14 protein-coding genes and 2 pseudogenes are annotated in these 17,648 nt (G+C 37.5%); 10 read left to right on the top strand and 6 right to left on the bottom strand.

Annotated elements, in window-relative coordinates:
* The first annotated feature begins 31 nt into the window (after nt 1-31).
* Nucleotides 32-982 carry an isopenicillin N synthase family dioxygenase gene (locus tag HX13_RS15555; protein ID WP_050021832.1) on the top strand — a complete coding sequence of 317 codons (951 nt, stop codon included), beginning with the start codon at nt 32-34 and terminating at the stop codon, nt 980-982.
* Nucleotides 983-1,028: 46 nt separating this feature from the next.
* Here HX13_RS15555 and HX13_RS15550 read toward each other — a convergent pair whose 3' ends face one another.
* The 3 genes and pseudogenes from HX13_RS15550 to HX13_RS15540 all read right to left on the bottom strand — a co-directional run bounded on the left by HX13_RS15550 (nt 1,029) and on the right by HX13_RS15540 (nt 3,130).
* A complete protein-coding gene (locus tag HX13_RS15550; protein ID WP_050021831.1) occupies nt 1,029-1,340 on the bottom strand; it encodes a hypothetical protein in 312 nt (103 codons plus the stop codon).
* Between the two features lie 425 nt (nt 1,341-1,765).
* Nucleotides 1,766-2,813, bottom strand: a pseudogene (locus HX13_RS15545) (PA0069 family radical SAM protein).
* 122 nt (nt 2,814-2,935) lie between these two features.
* Nucleotides 2,936-3,130 carry a hypothetical protein gene (locus tag HX13_RS15540; RefSeq protein WP_050021906.1) on the bottom strand — a complete coding sequence of 65 codons (195 nt, stop codon included), beginning with the start codon at nt 3,128-3,130 and terminating at the stop codon, nt 2,936-2,938.
* Between the two features lie 173 nt (nt 3,131-3,303).
* Here HX13_RS15540 and HX13_RS15535 point away from each other — a divergent pair, with 173 nt between their 5' ends.
* The gene (locus HX13_RS15535) at nt 3,304-3,654 is read left to right on the top strand and encodes a hypothetical protein (protein WP_050021905.1); all 351 of its coding nucleotides are present in this window, start codon (nt 3,304-3,306) and stop codon (nt 3,652-3,654) included.
* 60 nt (nt 3,655-3,714) lie between these two features.
* Here the strand turns inward: HX13_RS15535 and HX13_RS15530 are convergent, their stop codons facing one another.
* From HX13_RS15530 to HX13_RS15520, 3 genes are read right to left on the bottom strand one after another with little or no spacing between them, the layout of a single operon-like run.
* Complete coding sequence (locus tag HX13_RS15530) at nt 3,715-5,520, bottom strand: hypothetical protein (protein ID WP_238555391.1); 1,806 nt, start codon at nt 5,518-5,520, stop codon at nt 3,715-3,717.
* A 28-nt stretch (nt 5,521-5,548) separates the two neighbouring features.
* Nucleotides 5,549-6,421: a hypothetical protein gene (locus HX13_RS24540; protein WP_050021829.1), complete on the bottom strand. Its 873-nt coding sequence runs from the start codon at nt 6,419-6,421 to the stop codon at nt 5,549-5,551.
* Between the two features lie 31 nt (nt 6,422-6,452).
* Nucleotides 6,453-7,256, bottom strand: a complete 804-nt coding sequence (locus HX13_RS15520; protein ID WP_050021828.1) for a DUF2797 domain-containing protein — start codon at nt 7,254-7,256, stop codon at nt 6,453-6,455.
* Between the two features lie 89 nt (nt 7,257-7,345).
* Here HX13_RS15520 and HX13_RS15515 point away from each other — a divergent pair.
* The 8 genes and pseudogenes from HX13_RS15515 to HX13_RS15480 all read left to right on the top strand — a co-directional run bounded on the left by HX13_RS15515 (nt 7,346) and on the right by HX13_RS15480 (nt 17,616).
* Nucleotides 7,346-8,375 (top strand): annotated as a pseudogene (locus HX13_RS15515) (GDP-mannose 4,6-dehydratase).
* Between the two features lie 136 nt (nt 8,376-8,511).
* Nucleotides 8,512-8,733, top strand: a complete 222-nt coding sequence (locus HX13_RS15510) for a DUF2795 domain-containing protein (RefSeq protein ID WP_002662059.1) — start codon at nt 8,512-8,514, stop codon at nt 8,731-8,733.
* 423 nt (nt 8,734-9,156) lie between these two features.
* Nucleotides 9,157-11,934: a preprotein translocase subunit SecA gene (gene secA, locus HX13_RS15505; protein ID WP_316931326.1), complete on the top strand. Its 2,778-nt coding sequence runs from the start codon at nt 9,157-9,159 to the stop codon at nt 11,932-11,934.
* A 150-nt stretch (nt 11,935-12,084) separates the two neighbouring features.
* Nucleotides 12,085-12,294 (top strand): hypothetical protein, encoded by a 210-nt coding sequence (locus tag HX13_RS15500; protein WP_050021827.1) that lies wholly within the window; start codon nt 12,085-12,087, stop codon nt 12,292-12,294.
* The gene (locus HX13_RS15495; RefSeq protein WP_128572442.1) at nt 12,263-12,730 is read left to right on the top strand and encodes a TonB-dependent receptor plug domain-containing protein; all 468 of its coding nucleotides are present in this window, start codon (nt 12,263-12,265) and stop codon (nt 12,728-12,730) included. Before HX13_RS15500 ends, HX13_RS15495 begins: the two co-directional genes overlap by 32 nt.
* 95 nt (nt 12,731-12,825) lie before the next feature.
* Nucleotides 12,826-14,265, top strand: a complete 1,440-nt coding sequence (locus HX13_RS15490; RefSeq protein ID WP_050021825.1) for a TonB-dependent siderophore receptor — start codon at nt 12,826-12,828, stop codon at nt 14,263-14,265.
* A gap of 34 nt (nt 14,266-14,299) precedes the next feature.
* Entirely contained in the window at nt 14,300-15,502 is a 1,203-nt protein-coding gene (locus HX13_RS15485) for a PepSY-associated TM helix domain-containing protein (RefSeq protein WP_050021904.1), read from the top strand.
* An 8-nt stretch (nt 15,503-15,510) separates the two neighbouring features.
* Nucleotides 15,511-17,616: a TonB-dependent receptor gene (locus HX13_RS15480; RefSeq protein WP_238555415.1), complete on the top strand. Its 2,106-nt coding sequence runs from the start codon at nt 15,511-15,513 to the stop codon at nt 17,614-17,616.
* The last annotated feature ends 32 nt before the right edge of the window (nt 17,617-17,648 follow it).

The following is a 17,648-nucleotide window of genomic DNA, read 5'->3' as shown; positions in this document are numbered from 1 at the left end:
ATGTAATTTTGCTACTCGTAAATTTCTATAAATGGATAAAATACCTAGTGTAGACCTGCGTGATTTCCTTTCGGGCAACCCGGAACGCAAACAGAAATTTGTAAATGAAATCGGAAAAGCTTATGAAGAAATTGGCTTTGTAGCTTTAAAAGGCCATTTTCTTGATGACCAACTAGTAGATGAACTGTATGGAGAGGTTAAAAACTTTTTTGAGCTGCCTGTGGAAACTAAACAAAAGTATGAGATTCCAGGAATTGGTGGCCAGAGAGGGTATGTAGGATTTGGTAAAGAAACCGCAAAAGGTTTCAAAAAAGGGGACTTAAAAGAGTTCTGGCACTTCGGACAATATCTGTCTGAAGATTCCAAATACAAAACAGAGTATCCTGACAATGTAATCGTTGAAGAACTTCCGAAATTCAACGAAGTAGGAAAAGAAGCCTTTCAAATGCTCGAAAAAACAGGGCAGTATGTTTTGAGGGCACTGGCCCTTCACCTTGATTTAGATGAATTTTATTTTGATGACAAAATCGCAGAAGGAAATTCTATCTTAAGACCTATTCATTATCCACCTATCACAGAAGAGCCGGATGATGCAGTAAGAGCAGCAGCACACGGAGATATCAACCTGATTACCCTTTTAATGGGAGCACAAGGTAAAGGCCTTCAGGTTCAGAACCACAACGGGGAATGGATTGATGCTATTGCAGAGCCGGATGAGCTGATGATCAATGTTGGAGATATGTTATCAAGACATACCAACAATAAATTGAAGTCTACGATCCACAGAGTGGTGAACCCTCCAAGAGAGTTGTGGAGTACATCAAGATATTCAATCCCTTTCTTTATGCATCCCATCAGTGGCATGTCTTTAAATGCTCTTGACAACTGTGTTGACGAAAACAATCCAAAATTGTACGAAGATACAACAGCAGGAGAATTCTTACATGAAAGGCTGATAGAACTAGGCTTGATTAAGAAGTAATTATAACAATAGTCAGTAATTGAATTACTGACTATTTTTCTATTCATTATGCCATTATGCAATAATACTGCGGACAAGGTGTAGATTGTGTAAAAGTTCCCCATGGACATATGCAGGTATACATATCTCCACCTCCACTTCCCGGACTACCTCCTCCGGTTCCCGGATTCTCTACGTAAGGAACACATTGTCCTCCTGAACAAATATACCCGGCAGAACAGCCCCCTGTGCCCGGCCCCTCTCCCTCAAAACAATAGGCAGGCCCTATATCTCCTGCTACGGTCCTCTTTTTTTTCTTCTCTGGAAAGTCTTTTTGAAATTTTTCATTAGCTTTTAATGTATGTTTTTTTTTACTCATAGGCCTTTTCAGATATGCCTGTTTAAAAATAACATTTATTTAACTATTAATCAAATACTTAATTAATAAAATCACTTTTAAATAGCAATATATCCCCCTATTCTTTATTATTTTTTATTTTTAACATATTAATTCTATATTAATTAAAATATTTAGTTAATTTTACCTTACTATCAATTTTTTTAATTAAAACAATATGAAAAATTTAAAAAAAACTAAGAAAAGACCAATTAAAAGGTATTTCCGGAGGCACAGAACTTCCGGGAGCTGAATTCTGTATGTATTATTGTAATGGTACATTAATTTGTGCAGGCTGCAGTGACGATTTTAAATGTCCGGACATAAGCAGTGATATGTAAAACGACTCAAAATGAAATACATGAGGCCGCATCACTTGATATGGCCTCATTTTTTATTAATTTCACTTAATCAAAAAGCCTTAGTTGCTGATCCCGGCTTCCCGTAAAATTTGCAGTTGAAAGTTTGGGAAATTCCTTTCCTTCAAAAAACTTCTTTCTGCCAATTTTAAAAGTAGTATGAACCATTTCAGCAATGTTTCCTTCTCCCTTTTGTCTTTCAAAATATCTTTTATCCCCCAGTTTTCCGCCACGCATAGAACGAATCAGATTCAATACTTTCTGGGCTCTGTCCGGAAAGTGAGCTTCAATCCAATTGACAAATACAGGTTCCACCGTATCATTAAGCCTTACCAGTGTATAGCCAAAGCTCAATGCTCCTGCATCAGAAATCGTTTTCAATATTGTCAGCGGTTCATCACTATTTAATCCAGGAATGATAGGAGCTACCATAACATGGACAGGAATTTTATTTTCAGAAAGAATTTCTATAGCTTTCAATTTGTTGGAAGCAGAGCTTGTTCTGGGCTCCATCTTTCTTCTAAGCTCTTCATTGATTGTGGGAATACTTAGCGATACCGATACCAGGTTCTGTTCTGCCATAGGTTTTAAAATATCAATATCCCTTAACACCAGTGCATTTTTGGTCAGGACATTGACAGGATGTCTGTAGTCAAGACAAAGCTGCAGTAATTTTCTGGTAATTTCAAATTGTCTTTCTGCGGGCTGATAGCAGTCCGTATTTCCGGAGAGTAAAATCGGAGCTGCTTTGTATCCTCTTTTTTGAAAAAATTTTTTCGAGAAGCTCAGGTGCATTTTTTTTCACCATGATTTTTCTTTCAAAATCAATTCCCGCACTATAGCCCCAGTATTCATGGGTAGGCCTTGCAAAGCAATAAGAACAACCATGTTCGCATCCCTGGTACGGATTCATAGAATATTCCATAGGAAGATCTTCGCTCTTCACCTGGTTGACAATGGTTTTCGGAAAAACCTCCGTAAAAGAGGTTTTCACGGTTTCGAAATCTTCATCATCAGGCTCATAGGTATACCTGTCGAAACGGTTGATAACGTTTCGCTGAGCTCCCTGACCTTTTATGAAATTTTCGTTTGCCATTCTGATGTAAAATTAGAGTGGAATTTTTATAAAATAATAAGTTTTAACACTAAAGTTTTCCACAAAAAAATCCAACACCTTCAAAAGCGTTGGATTTAAACATAATTAAATATATTTTCTTACTACTTCAGCGCGTAAAATTCCACTCCGTGAGTTTCATCGTCGTGGTTTGTTTGATCAAAGTGTCTGTGATAATCCGAATAGGTATCACTATATTTTTTATCTTTTTTAGTCAAAATCTTCTTAATTCCTATTAAACTCAATACTGCCAAAAGACCAACTCCTCCTGCCAGTAAAACTCCAACTTCTTTTTTCATATTTTCCTGATTTATTATTATTACCATTGCAAAAAGTATACCTATCTGAAGTTGCCGAATTATAAATTTTGTTAACATTCAACTTTATTTTTAAAGAAATTATAATCCTTTATTTTTCTCATATCAGGAAGGGTATGGTTTAATTATTGTACTTATCTGTAAAAAATATTATTATGGAAAATCCAGAAAACATAGACAGAATGACCACCTTAAGCCAGGTCATGAAAACCCTTTCCGAAAGAGGTATTCATAGAGAATTCAGGATGAATGAAAGTTGTGAAATGAAGTTTGAAAATTCTGACAAAATTTATAAGCCCAATGAACTCACGATTTTAAAGACCTATCGTTTTGAGGGGGATAGTAATCCTGATGATAATGCTGTACTTTATGTGGTAAAAGACGATGCCGGAAATCGTGGAATGATCATCGATTCTTACGGAGCAGACAGCAATTATCCTGGTGAAGAATTTGACAAATTTTTAAGAGAAATTCCCATTCTTGAAAGTGACGAATTTAATTTTTAGATAGCGCACCTGACTAAATATATTTTTAAACCATTAAGACCGTTTTAACTAAAAAATTTTTCACGCCAATTGATTAGAGCAGCCCGTTAGAACGCTTAATGGTTTAAAATTTATTCTGTAGCCGAATCTTTTTTTCTTTTTAAAGAGCCCCTTCAGAAATCCCTTTTTCTCTTTTTTACTCTCCCGCGACGGTGACGTCGTAGTCTTATTTTTTATTTCCTGCTTTATTTCCCTGACAGATTCTTTCATTTCTTTTACAGAGGAAACAGCATTTTTCACTTTCTTCTCTGTTTTTTCCACATTAGTGCCAATCAGCGTTTTCTTTAAACCTTGTTCAATTCCTTTCCAGAACAGGTTAAAAAATGATTTTGTAGGGTCACGCTCAACATTTTCCACCGTTACAGATTCGGGAAAACTTCCTGAATCCGATTTAAGAAAAACATTCACCACGGCAGTTAAAAGGCCCTTCTTTTCATGGTTATTTTTATTTAAAACAGCAATTTTCAGGTCTTTATGCTTCATATTGAATGTTCCGTGCAATCCTGCCGGATTTCCTTTAAAATTAAACAACAGTTCCTGAATTGTCCCTTCTGTAGCAGTCACATGCAGATAAGGACGGATAAAAGGGTTAATTCCTTTCGCCGGAAGTCCAGCAATTCTTCCCGAAATAGCAAACACATCATTTTGATCTGCCACATCAAAATTCCAGTTTACAGAAAGGGGGGCCAGGTTCATAAACGAGCAGTTGATTTTAATATCAACTTTTGTAGGTTTTCCTTTCGTCTTGGCAGAATTCAGGTTTTTGACGTTCATATTAAAGTTGCTGAATGTCAGTTTTCCAGGGCCCATACTTTCGGGAGTGTCTTCTTCATATACCAGGATTGAATTCTTTAGATCCATATCCGCAATAGTCAGCGGAATTTTAACAGACCTGAGCATTTTCGAGTACAGGGCTTTTATTTTAGGATCATCCTTGGGAATTTTACTCCTGAAAATATTAGCATCTGCAGATTGGATGGTCACATGCGAAGCGTTAACAAATTTATGCTGAGAAAACAGCTCCCAGTTTCCTTCTGCAGTGATCTGTCCTGCCTTTAAATCATATAAATCTCTTTCAACAGGTATCATTTTGATAAACTGCGCCCTCGAAACGAGCGGCTTCATGGCAAAATTATTAGCCTGAATCCTGTTTTTGTTAAGTTTCAGCAGGCCAAGGTTAATATTGTAAAACCGGGTTTTATAAGCAAAATTACGGGTGGTGAGAAAATAATTTTTAACCTGGAAGGAAACCCCCTTTCCATTTGGCCCGGGAATAAGCTCAATATCATTAAACGTAGCATTCAGATCATGAAAAGATAGAGGTTGTTTTCCTTTATCATAGGTAATATTCGAGTTTTTTAAAGAAGCTTTTCTCACGATCAGGGAATGAATAATACCCGGATTTTTAGAAACATCAGGTTTACCTTCCCTTCCATGGAGTGTTCCGTTTACATTTTCTATAAGAAGATCTTTGACATCCAGCATCAGTTTTTTATCAATAAAATCCAGTTTATTGACATGAAAGGCAATATGATCGGATTTTATACCCATATTGGTTTTCCCATCCGCAGAGTTTCCCGGTGTAAGTGAAATATCCCTGAGTTCACCGTTTGTTGGTTTTAGGGCGATGCTTCCAATATTGATATTCTGGTGATCGGTATACACAATATCTTTTCCTGAAAATGTGAAGTCCTTATATCCGATAGGAATGACTCGTTCAGAAGTGTCTTTGTTGAACATCAGTTTATTAATATTCAAATTAAGATGTGCTGCTGACAAGAGCCTGTTTCCATCCGGCTTATTAATGTATACTACGGCGTTGTTCAATTTTACATTTTCAAGATTGACCTCAAAATCAGATTTTTTTTTCTGTTTTTTTTGCTTTGATTCCGGTATTGTAAACGGTAAGAACAGGACTTTTAAAGTCGGCATTGGCAAGGGATACCTTATTTTTATTTAAAACAATATCTTTAAAATCCATCCTGGGAATGGAGAATTCAAACAATCTGGCTTTTTGGGGATAGAATTTTTTAAACCGGGCAAAAGATAAAAGTGGAACCAACTTAAAATTTACAACCGACATCTGTCCGTTTGTTGTATGTATAGATCCTATAGTTATTGCATATACATTATCCGGACGAAAGAAAAAGTTTTTACCTTTAATACTGTAGTGGTCAAAAACAACCGGTAATTTATTCTCTACAGATTCCTCGGTCATCTGTAGGTTTTCAACTAATAAATCCAGTTCCTGTACTGATAAAAATTTCTGTCTGGTATGCCTGAAAATAGTAATTGTTCCGTTGCTGATCCTGATGTTTTCAAATAAAACGGGATTTCTTTTTTTGCCTGTTTTGCGATCAACAGGTTTAGCCAGGGTTACATTCAGACGGGGTCTTGCCAGCAAGAGGTCAGAAGAGCTTATTTTTTTGTTGAAAACAGCATCATAAATACCCAACCGGCTAATTTTCAGAGTATCAATGGTGCCTTGAAGTCCTATAACATTGTTATTTTGAGGATCTTTGTTATTGACAGCGATCCCTGTAGCAAAAATATTTCCGGTTCCCAGATCTATATCCAGTGTTTTATAGGATACTTTATAATCCGAATGATTCTTAATATAATCAGGAAGCTGGGTTTTAAGCCATAAATTCAGTCCGAAATTTGCAATAAGAAGAAGAACAGCAAAAATCCCGAACCCTATTAATAGTTTTTTAACCCATTTTTTCATATTTGTGATCTGGTTTTATTGGTGATATATATTAGGATTTATTTTTTACTTCCAATTCAATAAGGTATCCTTCATGTCCCCTTACATTAATGAAGTTTCCGCCTTCAAATCCCAAATACTGTCCTTTGATTCCGGTAAGCCTCCCCTTAAACTCGGGTTTTTTGTCCAAGCTAAAAGAAGTTACTTTTTCCGGTTTTTCAAAAGGATAATCGAACATCCATAAGTCTTCTCCATCTCTGTAGAATTTCTGGAAATCTTCAGGGAAATATTCCTTAATCTTTTGTCTGAAATCCGCAAGATCTATTTCTCCTTCAAAATCATCCTGAAGCATTTTCCTCCAATTGGTTTTATCAGGCAAATGATTCTTTAAGGCGACTTCTATCATTCCAGCCTCATAACGATTGTCTGTCCTGGCGATCGGCAGGGCAAAAGTTGCCCCCTGGTCAATCCATCTGGTAGGAATCTGGGTGTTTCTGGTTACTCCTACTTTTACGTCTCCCGTATAAGCCAGATAAACAGTGTGAGGCTGAAGCTGAATTTCTTTTTCCACTTCAAGGTCACGTTCAGCAACTCCCAGGTGTGCAGTAGAAAGTTCCGGACGGATAATTGTGTCACTGGCATACGGGCTTTCAAAAAAACAATTTTTGCAGAAGCCCATCCTGTAAACAGGTTTATCCTCCCCGCAGTTTACACATTGAAACCCTATATGCTTTATGCTTAGCTCCTTTCCAAAAAGTTCATTCATGTGAATCAGATCACCTGAAAGATTAAGATAGTATTGAATCGGCTTCGCATCGTAGCTCGTCATTTTTAAAATTTGCCCTTGAAACTGCATATTAATTTTATATTACTTTTTTAAGTAAATTTAATGATTATATTTTCAAAACGTAAAATTTATATTTTTGTACTAATAAAAAATCACAGATGATTTACCTTGTAACAGGAGGCAGCGGATTCATTGGTTCTCATTTAATTGAAAAATTATTAAGAAATGGACATTCTGTCATAAACATTGACAATTTTGATGATTTCTATGATTATCAGATTAAAATTAAAAATACATTAGAGTCAATTGGTGTAAATCCGGATTTTGAGTTTTCCGGTAAAGAGACTGATATACGGCATTTAATTTCACTTTCCTCATCGGAAAAATATACTATTTACTACCAGGATATCAGAGACAAAAAGGGGCTTGAAAGCATTTTTAAAAATCATCATATTGATATGGTCATCCACCTGGCTGCCCTTGCCGGGGTGCGCCCTTCTATTGAAAGGCCTTTGGAATATGAAGAGGTTAATGTCCGTGGTTCAATGAACCTTTGGGAATTATGCCGTGATTTTAATATTAAAAAATTCATTTGTGCCTCGTCATCAAGTGTTTATGGAAACAATGAAAAAATTCCTTTTTCGGAAACCCATAATGTAGACCATCCTATTTCCCCTTATGCGGCCACTAAAAAAAGCGGGGAAATATTAGGACATGTCTACCATGAGCTGTATCACATTGATATGATTCAGCTCCGTTTTTTCACCGTATACGGGCCCAGACAAAGACCGGACCTTGCGATACATAAATTTACCAGTCTTATTTCAGACGGCCGGGAAATTCCTTTTTATGGAAATGGCAATACAGCCCGGGATTATACTTATATTGATGATATTATTGATGGTATCGTTAAATCTATTGTTTACCTGGAAAATCATTCCGGGGTGTATGAAATTCTTAATTTAGGAGAAAACCAGGTGGTCACCTTAAATGAAATGGTAACTGCCATTGAAGAAGCGCTGGGGATGGCAGCCATCAAAAAAATTCTGCCAATGCAGCCGGGCGATGTCACAAAAACTAATGCAGATATTACCAAAGCGAAGGCTTTAATAGGGTATCAGCCGGGCACAGACTTCCAAAATGGCATAAAAAAAATTTGTGGAATGGTTTTTGAGAAAACGTCATTAAGTAAAATACTGACATACTGCCATGCAGCTGTGACAGACATTTATAAGAAAAAAATTATAAAAAGAATTGAAAATCAAGTATAAAAAAGTTTATTATACAACCTATTTTTTATACTTTTGCAAAAAATTAGAAAATTATGTACTGGACATTAGAATTAGCTTCATATCTAAGTGACGCACCTTGGCCAATGACAAAAGCAGAGCTTATTGACTACGCAATCAGAACTGGTGCACCAATGGAAGTAGTGGAAAACCTTCAGGCAATTGAAGATGAAGGAGAAATTTATGAATCTATTGAGGAAGTTTGGAGTGACTATCCTACTGACGAGGACTTCCTTTGGAACGAGGATGAATATTAATAAAGCGATAAGCTTTAAGCTGCATGCTTAGAGCTTTTTTGCCCTTTTTATATATTAATTTACACGATAAGCGTGTCATTTAAACGCTTAAAGCATTTGCATTAAGCATAAAGCAAAAAATTTATGAGTTTTTTAAACAAAGTTCTTAAAGGGTTTTTGGGAGACAAAAAAGCGCAGGACCTAAAAGAAGTAAAAAAAAGTTGTAACAAAAATCAAAGCTGTAGAACCTGACATCCAACAATTATCGGATGACGGTTTGAGACAAAAGACGGCTGAGTTTAAAGAGAATATAAAATCTGCAACCAGCAAGATTACAGCTCAGATAGAACAGATAAAAGAGCAGATTAAAAAATTCAACTAACGTTGATGAAAAAGAAGCTCTTTTCTCAAAAATTGAGTCTTTAAAGAAAGAATCATACGAGATTGAAGAAAAAAGTCCTGGTTCAGCTCCTTCCTGAAGCTTTTGCATTAGTGAAAGAAACAGCAAGAAGATGGGCACAGAATGGAGAAATCCGGGTAACAGCAACTGACTGGGATAGAGAGTTGGTAGCTGCAGGAAAAGACTTCGTAGAAATTCAGGGAGACCAAGCTGTTTGGAAAAACTCATGGGACGCAGCCGGAACTCCTGTAGTTTGGGACATGGTCCACTATGATGTTCAGTTTATCGGGGGGATTATTCTTCACAGCGGTAAAATTGCCGAAATGGCAACCGGTGAAGGTAAAACTCTGGTAGGAACATTGCCTATTTACTTAAATTCTCTTCCGGGAAGAGGAGTTCACGTGGTAACTGTGAATGATTACCTTGCCAAAAGAGACTCGGCATGGATGGGACCTCTTTATCAGTTCCACGGAATGTCTATTGATTGTATCGACAACCACCAGCCGAATTCAGACGGAAGAAGAAAAGCATACAACTCAGATATTACCTACGGGACCAACAACGAATTCGGTTTCGATTACCTGAGAGATAATATGGTGACTTCACCTTCAGAACTGGTACAAAGAGAACTGAACTTTGCCATTGTGGATGAGGTGGATTCTGTATTGGTAGATGATGCAAGAACACCACTGATCATCTCTGGTCCGGTTCCCCAGGGAGACAGACAGGAGTTTGATGTACTGAAACCTTCTATCGACAGAATTGTTGAAGTACAGAAGAAAACGGTTTCTACTATTTTTAATGAAGCCAAAAAACTAATCGCTGCCGGAAACACCAAAGAAGGTGGTTTTAAATTACTTCAGGCGTACAGGGGACTTCCAAAAAACAGACAATTAATTAAATTTTTATCGGAAAGCGGAAACAGAGCATTGCTTCAGAAAGTGGAAGCGCAGTACATGCAGGATAACAACCGTGATATGCCGATTGTAGATAAAGATCTTTACTTCGTGATTGAAGAAAAGAACAATCAGGTAGACCTTACAGACAAAGGTGTTGAATACATGTCTCAGGGAAATTCTGATCCAAACTTCTTCGTGCTTCCGGATATCGGAACTGAAATTGCTGAACTGGAGGCTAAGAACCTGTCTAAAGAAGAGGAATTTGAAGCAAAAGAAAGGCTTTTCGCTGAATTTGCTGAAAAATCAGAAAGGGTTCACACAATGAGCCAGCTACTGAAAGCTTACACATTATTTGAAAAAGATGATGAGTATGTAGTAATTGATGGTGAAGTAAAAATCGTTGATGAGCAGACGGGACGTATCATGGAGGGACGCCGTTATTCGGATGGTCTTCACCAGGCAATTGAAGCTAAGGAAAATGTGAAGATTGAGGCAGCTACCCAAACTTTTGCAACCATTACGCTTCAGAACTATTTCCGTATGTACAACAAACTTGCGGGAATGACCGGTACTGCAGAAACAGAGGCAGGTGAGCTTTGGGAAATCTATAAATTAGACGTTGTTGTAATTCCAACAAACCGCCCTATCTTAAGACAGGACAAACAGGATTTAGTTTATAAGACTAACAGAGAAAAATATAATGCCGTAATTGAAGAAGTTGAAAGGTTAACAGCAGCCGGAAGACCGGTACTTGTAGGGACCACTTCGGTTGAAATCTCTCAATTGCTTTCCAAAGCATTACAATTAAGAAAAATTCCGCACCAGGTATTGAACGCTAAGCTTCACAAAAAAGAAGCAGAAATCGTTGCCGGTGCAGGACAGCCGGGAGTGGTAACTATTGCTACCAACATGGCTGGTCGTGGTACAGATATTAAGCTTTCAAAAGAGGTTAAAGATGCAGGAGGCTTAGCCATCATTGGTACTGAGAGACATGATTCAAGACGTGTTGACAGACAGCTGAGAGGTAGAGCAGGACGTCAGGGAGATCCGGGAAGTTCCCAGTTCTATGTATCTCTGGAAGATAACCTGATGCGTCTGTTCGGATCTGAAAGAATTGCTAAAATGATGGACAGAATGGGTCATAAGGAAGGCGAGGTTATTCAGCACTCCATGATCAGCAAGTCTATTGAAAGAGCTCAGAAAAAAGTAGAGGAAAACAACTTCGGAACAAGAAAAAGGCTTCTTGAGTATGATGACGTTATGAACAAACAACGTGATGTGATCTATAAGAGAAGAAGAAATGCCCTATTCGGAGATCATTTGAAGTATGATATTACGAATATGATTTTCGATGTTGCCAACTCTATCGTAGCAAAAGGAAAAGCCAACGGAAGTTATAAAGATTTCGAATATGATATTATCAAAACCTTTACGATGGAGTCTCCGGTTTCCGAAGAAGATTTCAAAGGTAAATCTGTTCAGGATTTAACAAATATCCTATTCAAAGCTGCCCAGGAGGATTATCAAATGAAACTGAACCTGTTGAAAGAAAAATCATTCCCAATCATTGAGAACGTATATCAAAATCAGGGTTCAATGTTTAAGATGATTCAGGTTCCTTTCACTGACGGGCACAAGACAATGACTATCGTAGCTGATTTAAAAGAAGCCTATGAAACGAAATGTGAAAGCCTGGTGAATGATTTTGAAAAGAACATTACCCTGTCTATCATTGATGAGAACTGGAAGCTTCACCTCCGTGAAATGGATGATCTGAGAAGATCTTCACAGGGAGCCGTTTACGAGCAGAAAGATCCATTGGTAATTTACAAACAGGAGTCTTTCCATCTATTCAGTGAAATGATTGATAAACTGAACAAAGAAATTATTTCGTTCCTATACAAAGGAGAAATCCCTTCATAAGGAATTATTAATAATAATATAAGAAAACCGCGCCATTACTAATGGTAGCGGTTTTTTGTTATCTATTGTATATATTTTTATGATAAATGTCAATAATATTATTTATTTAGAATAGTTAAAAATAATATATTTGCATAAAATTTGACTTTCATGAAAAATGTACTGTTTTGTGCCTCATTATTAAGTTCTATTATAGTGGTTGCACAGGAAAAAGATTCCACCAAATCTAATCATATTGAAGAAATTGTAGTCAATGGTAAGTATTATAAGAAATATGTAGAAAAGCAGGGATCTTCTTCTCTTCGTCTGGATGAAGCACTAATAAAAAATTCCTCAGAACATTTCAATCATCACCAATAAAGCTTTAGAAGATCAGCAGGTAACCACTTTAAGTGACGGCGTTCTAAGAAACGTTGCCGGAGCCCAAAGACTGGAACATTGGGGAGATATGTATACAAGAGTAAATATGAGAGGAGCCAGAGCAGCAGCTTTTATGAACGGAGTCAATGTTACCTCCAACTGGGGGCCTTTAAGCGAAGATATGAGCTATGTAGACCATATCGAGTTTATAAAAGGTCCTTCAGGATTTTTAATGTCAAACGGAGAACCGAGCGGAATCTATAATATTGTTACGAAAAAACCTACCGGAAACGCTTTAAACGGAACAGCAAGAGTTACACTCGGAAGTTTCAATATGTACAGAGGAGAAACGGATATTGACACAAAAATCACGAATAAAGTAGCATTCAGATTAAATGTAATGGCCCAAAACAAAAAAAAGTTTCAGAGACTATGAATTCAATGACAGGTACATTATTAATCCTTCATTAAAGGTGGATTTTAGTGATAAAACTACTTTAACAGCAGAATATATTTATCAAAAAGCAAAAAATGTCCGAAGTGGGCTCTGCTTATGTATTCAGTGCAGACGGTTATGCTATCCAACCGGTTGAATACAGCATTACAGATCCCAGCATTGATCCTACAAGGGTTACCAACAATACGATTAATGTAAACCTGCAGCATAAATTTAATGAGAACTGGAAATTAACATCGCAGCTTACTTATGTCAATGAATATACATTAGGAAGTGATATCTGGCCTACAAAGTTTGAAGGACAGTATATGCTTCGCGGTTTAAACTATTGGGAGGCAAGCAATGAGATGAAGTTCGGACAGCTATTTCTGAATGGTTATGCCAAAACAGGATCTGTTTCTCATAAAATCTTAGCCGGATTAGACCTTGGAAGTAAAAAATATATTGCAGACTGGAATCAGAACTACAGTCTGGATAAAAACAACGAAAATGGAGATAATGGTACGCCTGATTACAGATATTGGTTTAATGTAAATACCCGCAATTATGATATCAATGGTGAAAGCTCTTATTCAGGGCCCAATGGCACTTATAAACCATTTGACACGAGTAAGCCTCTTTCTGTAAGAGCTGGTGCCGGGGGTACAATTGATCAAAATTATACGGGTTTATACTTACAGGATGAACTGGGGTTTTTAGATGATGCCCTGCGCCTTACTTTAGCCGCCCGTTATACTACCGTAAAAGAAAACAACTACGGCACATTGTCTGAGGCCAACAGAATCACCCCCCGTATTGGCGTAAGCTATTCTATTGATGCCAATACATCTGCTTATGCTTTATATGACCAATCATTCAACCCGCAGGCAGGTTTGTTCAGGGATGGAACAACAGCAAAGCCTGTAACAGGAAGCAATATGGAGATTGGCTTCAAGAAAGACTGGTTTGCCGGAAAATGGAATACTACATTATCATTGTATAGCATTAATAAAAACAATGCTATTACAGGAGATCCATCAGATCCTACCTATAAATATTCTATTCTGCTTGGAAAAACAAGGGCACAGGGAGTGGAATTTGATCTGAAAGGGGAAGTATTTAAAGGCTTAAATGCAATATTCAACTATGCATTCACTGAAAACAAATTCACTGAAACAACACCAAAAGCAAACAAAGGAGATAAAGTTCCGGGATATGCCAAACATACGGTGAACGGATGGTTAAACTATACATTTACAGTAGGTGAACTAACTGGCTTTGGATTAAACTTCGGAGGAACGTATATGGGTGACAGAAGCAGCTGGGACTGGGGAAGCACAAATACCTTACAAATGGGTGATTATGTAAAATTCGATGCCGGGGCGTCCTGGGAGAATGCAAAATTCAGGATCAACCTGAATGTGTTCAATGTCTTCAACAGATATTTATACTCAGGAACTCCATATGCCGGGTATTATTATTACCAGGCAGATGCACCTAGAAATTTCAGATTATCAATCGGATATAAATTTTAATAATAAAGTTAGCCCTTCAGGGTTAACTTTTGCTATGAGAAAAAAGCATCACCATAAAAAGAAGGTTTCTCCAACAAGGAAATGGTCTGCCAGACTGCATCTGTGGTTTGGCTTGTCCGTTGGTATTATCGTTTTTATTGTGTCTCTGACCGGCACTTTATATGTTTTTAAGGATGAAGTACAGAATATCCTTCGTAAGGACGCCATTTATATAAAACAGGAAGATACCGGTAAACAACCTTTATCAATTTCTATTCTTCGCGAAAAACTAACCTCAGCAGTTAATGAGCAATATCCGGTAAATTCTGTAGAAATTCCTTTAGATAAAAATAAATCTTACCGCTTTCTTTATTATGAAAAAAATAAGAAGGGATGGAACTATTTTCAGGAAGTTCTGGTGAACAAGCAGGTATATGTTAATCAATACACTGGTGAAATTCTGGGTATTTACAATGAAAAATATGATTTTTTCAATATTTTAAAATATATTCATTGGGGACTTCTTCTCAATTCAGACTGGGGCAAGTATGTCGTGGGAATTCCTTCCATACTTTTTATCTTTATGCTGATCACCGGAATTATATTATGGTGGCCTAAAAACAAAAAAGCAAGAAAAGGACGGTTCTGGTTCAGTTGGGAAAATGTAAAAACCTGGAAGCGCAAAAACTATGATCTTCATAATATTTTAGGATTCTATGCTTCATTTATTGCTTTATTAATGAGCATTACCGGAATTTATTTTGCTTACCCGTATGTGAAAAATGCATTCAACCTTACACTCTCAGGCTCTTTTGAACTGCCTAAAGAAAAAGAAATCAAATCACCTGATTCCCTGATGCCAAAAAACCAGGCGACTTTTGATCTTGCAGCGGTACAAACACAAAAATTATATTCCGGATCATCCAGCTTCAGAATATCCTTAAACGGAAAAAATAAAAAAGGAAAAGAGCTTAAAAATCTTCCGGTCACAGTGTATGGCCAGGAAGGAAGGTTCAGTGAAAGGAACCTTCTCATTTTTGACAAATATTCAGGAAAACTTCTCGCCAATAAACCTCATCACAAACTCAATAATGCTGAAAAATATGCGAATGCCAATTACGATATCCATACAGGTTCCTACTTCGGGCTGTTTGGAAAAATCATATGGTTTATCGCCGGCCTCATTTGTACCTCACTCCCGGTCACCGGATTCTTAGTCTGGTGGGGGAAAAGAAAGAAACAAGGAAAGAAAATATAATGAAAAAAGTGATTTTGTCAGCGGCCTGTTTAGGAACCACGATGGTCTTTGCGCAGGTTAAGGATAGTTTACAAACCCAAAGCGTTGAGGAAGTTGTGATGACAGCCTCAAGAAAGAAGGAAAATATCAAGGAAATTCCAGGCTCAATCACCGTGGTTGCGGAAAAGCAGATTCAATCTCAATTGACGGTCAATTCGGATATTACGAGTATCCTGCAGTATACCGTTCCCAGTTTAGGAACCAATTCCGGGCAGACATCGAATACCGGACAAACATTAAGAGGCCGCCAGGTCCTGGTATTAATTGACGGAATTCCACAGTCTACTCCTCTCCGAAACGGGGCAAGAGACCTGAGGGTTGTTGATCCTTCAGCGATTGAAAGAGTTGAAGTCATAAAAGGAGCATCCTCCATCTATGGAAATGGTGCCGATGGTGGTATCATCAATTATATTACGAAAAGAAGTAAAACAGATAAGAAAATCTCCGGGATATCACAGATCGGTTTTACCGGCCAGCCTTACGGAGGAACCCTGGGAATAAGAGCCAGCCAGCTTTTAACAGGAAAAATTAACAGGTTTGATTATACCTTTTCACTAGCTTATGAAAGAACAGGTTACATGAAAGATGCAAGCGGTGTTTATCTGAGTCCAACATACAGTACTGCGAAGATGGATAATTACAACGGAATGTTGAAATTAGGCTACAATATCAATGATAATCAAAGAATTGAAGCATCTTATATTGGTTACTCCTCAAGATCTGATCTTAACCTGGGGCTAAGTACAGGAAAATATGGCATCAGGCCAACCATAGGCGAAGGAGTGGGGAAAAGCCTTGAAACAACACCACAGGGAACTCCAAAAAACCACAACATCAGGGTAAGCTATGACAATAAAAACCTGTTTGCAGGAACATCATTGAATATTAATCTTTATTATCAGGATTTTAAAACAGTCTATGGGTACAGTGATACTTTTTTGAATGGAGGGCAATCCAATGTTATTTCTAAAAAAGCCGGGGCGCGATTCAATTTTGACACCCAACTATGGAATTCTGCCAATTCTCAGGGAGAAATTATCTACGGAGCCGATATCCTGAACGACCAAACCGTACAAAAACTGGAAGACGGCCGTTTCTGGACTCCCAATATGAATATGACCAATATTGCTCCTTTCCTATTGACAAAAATTGACCTGTTTAAGAAACTGACCATTAAGGCCGGGCTTCGTTACGAAAATATCAGGGTGAATGTAGATGATTTCAACACCCTTTCAGTACTTAAAAGTGATGGAACTTTTACAACCAGTATTCCTGTTGCAGGAGGAAAATTAAATTATAACGCCTTAGTAGGAAATATCGGTATCCGCTACAATGTTCAGCCTTATATTAATCTTTTTGCAAGCTTTTCACAAGCCTATTCTATCAACGAGCTGGGAAGAATCTTAAGAACCTCAACTTCCGAAACGATTAAAAGTCTTGAAACCAAACCTATCATTGTCAACAATTATGAACTGGGAGCAACAGGACAGCTTTCAAACTGGCTGAATTATGAATTAACTTCCTATGTGAGTACTTCCAAACTAGGAGCTTCTTTTGTACAAAGCCCGGACAGAGCATTAATGATCCAGAGGTCACCGGAAATCGTTTATGGTGTGGAAGGCTTTTTACACTTTACTCCCCTACACTGGCTTCAATTTGGTGGAAGCTACAGCTGGATGGAAGGAATTACTTCTCTAAAGGATGACGGGAATTATTCTGCAAAAATCAACAACAGCAGGATTTCTGCTCCTAAGGTACTTGCTTATGTTCAGGCAAAACCCATACCGGTGCTGTCCTTAGGTCTGGATATGCTTCATTCATTCACCCAAAGCAGATTTGAGCCTAATGCAAAAACAGGGTTGTATGCTTATGGTGAAGGGTATGTTCCTGAATATACCGTTTTCAATTTCAAAACAAGCTTTGAGGTTAACCGTAATTGGAAATTGTCTTTAGGCATCGAAAACCTGTTCAATAAAAAATATCAGCCTGCTATTGCCTGGTGGTCGGCAAGAGACAATGAATTCGTTAATGCCTTGGGAATGAGAGGAACTCTCATGGTTGAATATAAATTTTAATTAATCTAAATAAGATTAAAGATTATCTTTGT

The organism is Chryseobacterium sp. P1-3, from assembly GCF_000738495.1.
Classification (GTDB): domain Bacteria; phylum Bacteroidota; class Bacteroidia; order Flavobacteriales; family Weeksellaceae; genus Chryseobacterium; species Chryseobacterium gallinarum.
Note: the sequence above shows the minus strand (reverse complement) of the source record. Positions and strands in the feature narration are given on the sequence as shown.

What these genes read in the sequence shown, in the direction of transcription:
- HX13_RS15555 (WP_050021832.1), top strand. Translation starts at nt 32, where the DNA reads ATGGATAAAATACCTAGTGTAGACCTGCGTGATTTCCTTTCGGGCAAC.
- HX13_RS15550 (WP_050021831.1), bottom strand. Translation starts at nt 1,340, where the DNA reads ATGAGTAAAAAAAAACATACATTAAAAGCTAATGAAAAATTTCAAAAA.
- HX13_RS15540 (WP_050021906.1), bottom strand. Translation starts at nt 3,130, where the DNA reads ATGAAAAAAGAAGTTGGAGTTTTACTGGCAGGAGGAGTTGGTCTTTTG.
- HX13_RS15535 (WP_050021905.1), top strand. Translation starts at nt 3,304, where the DNA reads ATGGAAAATCCAGAAAACATAGACAGAATGACCACCTTAAGCCAGGTC.
- HX13_RS24540 (WP_050021829.1), bottom strand. Translation starts at nt 6,421, where the DNA reads ATGAAAAAATGGGTTAAAAAACTATTAATAGGGTTCGGGATTTTTGCT.
- HX13_RS15520 (WP_050021828.1), bottom strand. Translation starts at nt 7,256, where the DNA reads ATGCAGTTTCAAGGGCAAATTTTAAAAATGACGAGCTACGATGCGAAG.
- HX13_RS15510 (WP_002662059.1), top strand. Translation starts at nt 8,512, where the DNA reads ATGTACTGGACATTAGAATTAGCTTCATATCTAAGTGACGCACCTTGG.
- HX13_RS15500 (WP_050021827.1), top strand. Translation starts at nt 12,085, where the DNA reads ATGAAAAATGTACTGTTTTGTGCCTCATTATTAAGTTCTATTATAGTG.
- HX13_RS15490 (WP_050021825.1), top strand. Translation starts at nt 12,826, where the DNA reads ATGTCCGAAGTGGGCTCTGCTTATGTATTCAGTGCAGACGGTTATGCT.
- HX13_RS15485 (WP_050021904.1), top strand. Translation starts at nt 14,300, where the DNA reads ATGAGAAAAAAGCATCACCATAAAAAGAAGGTTTCTCCAACAAGGAAA.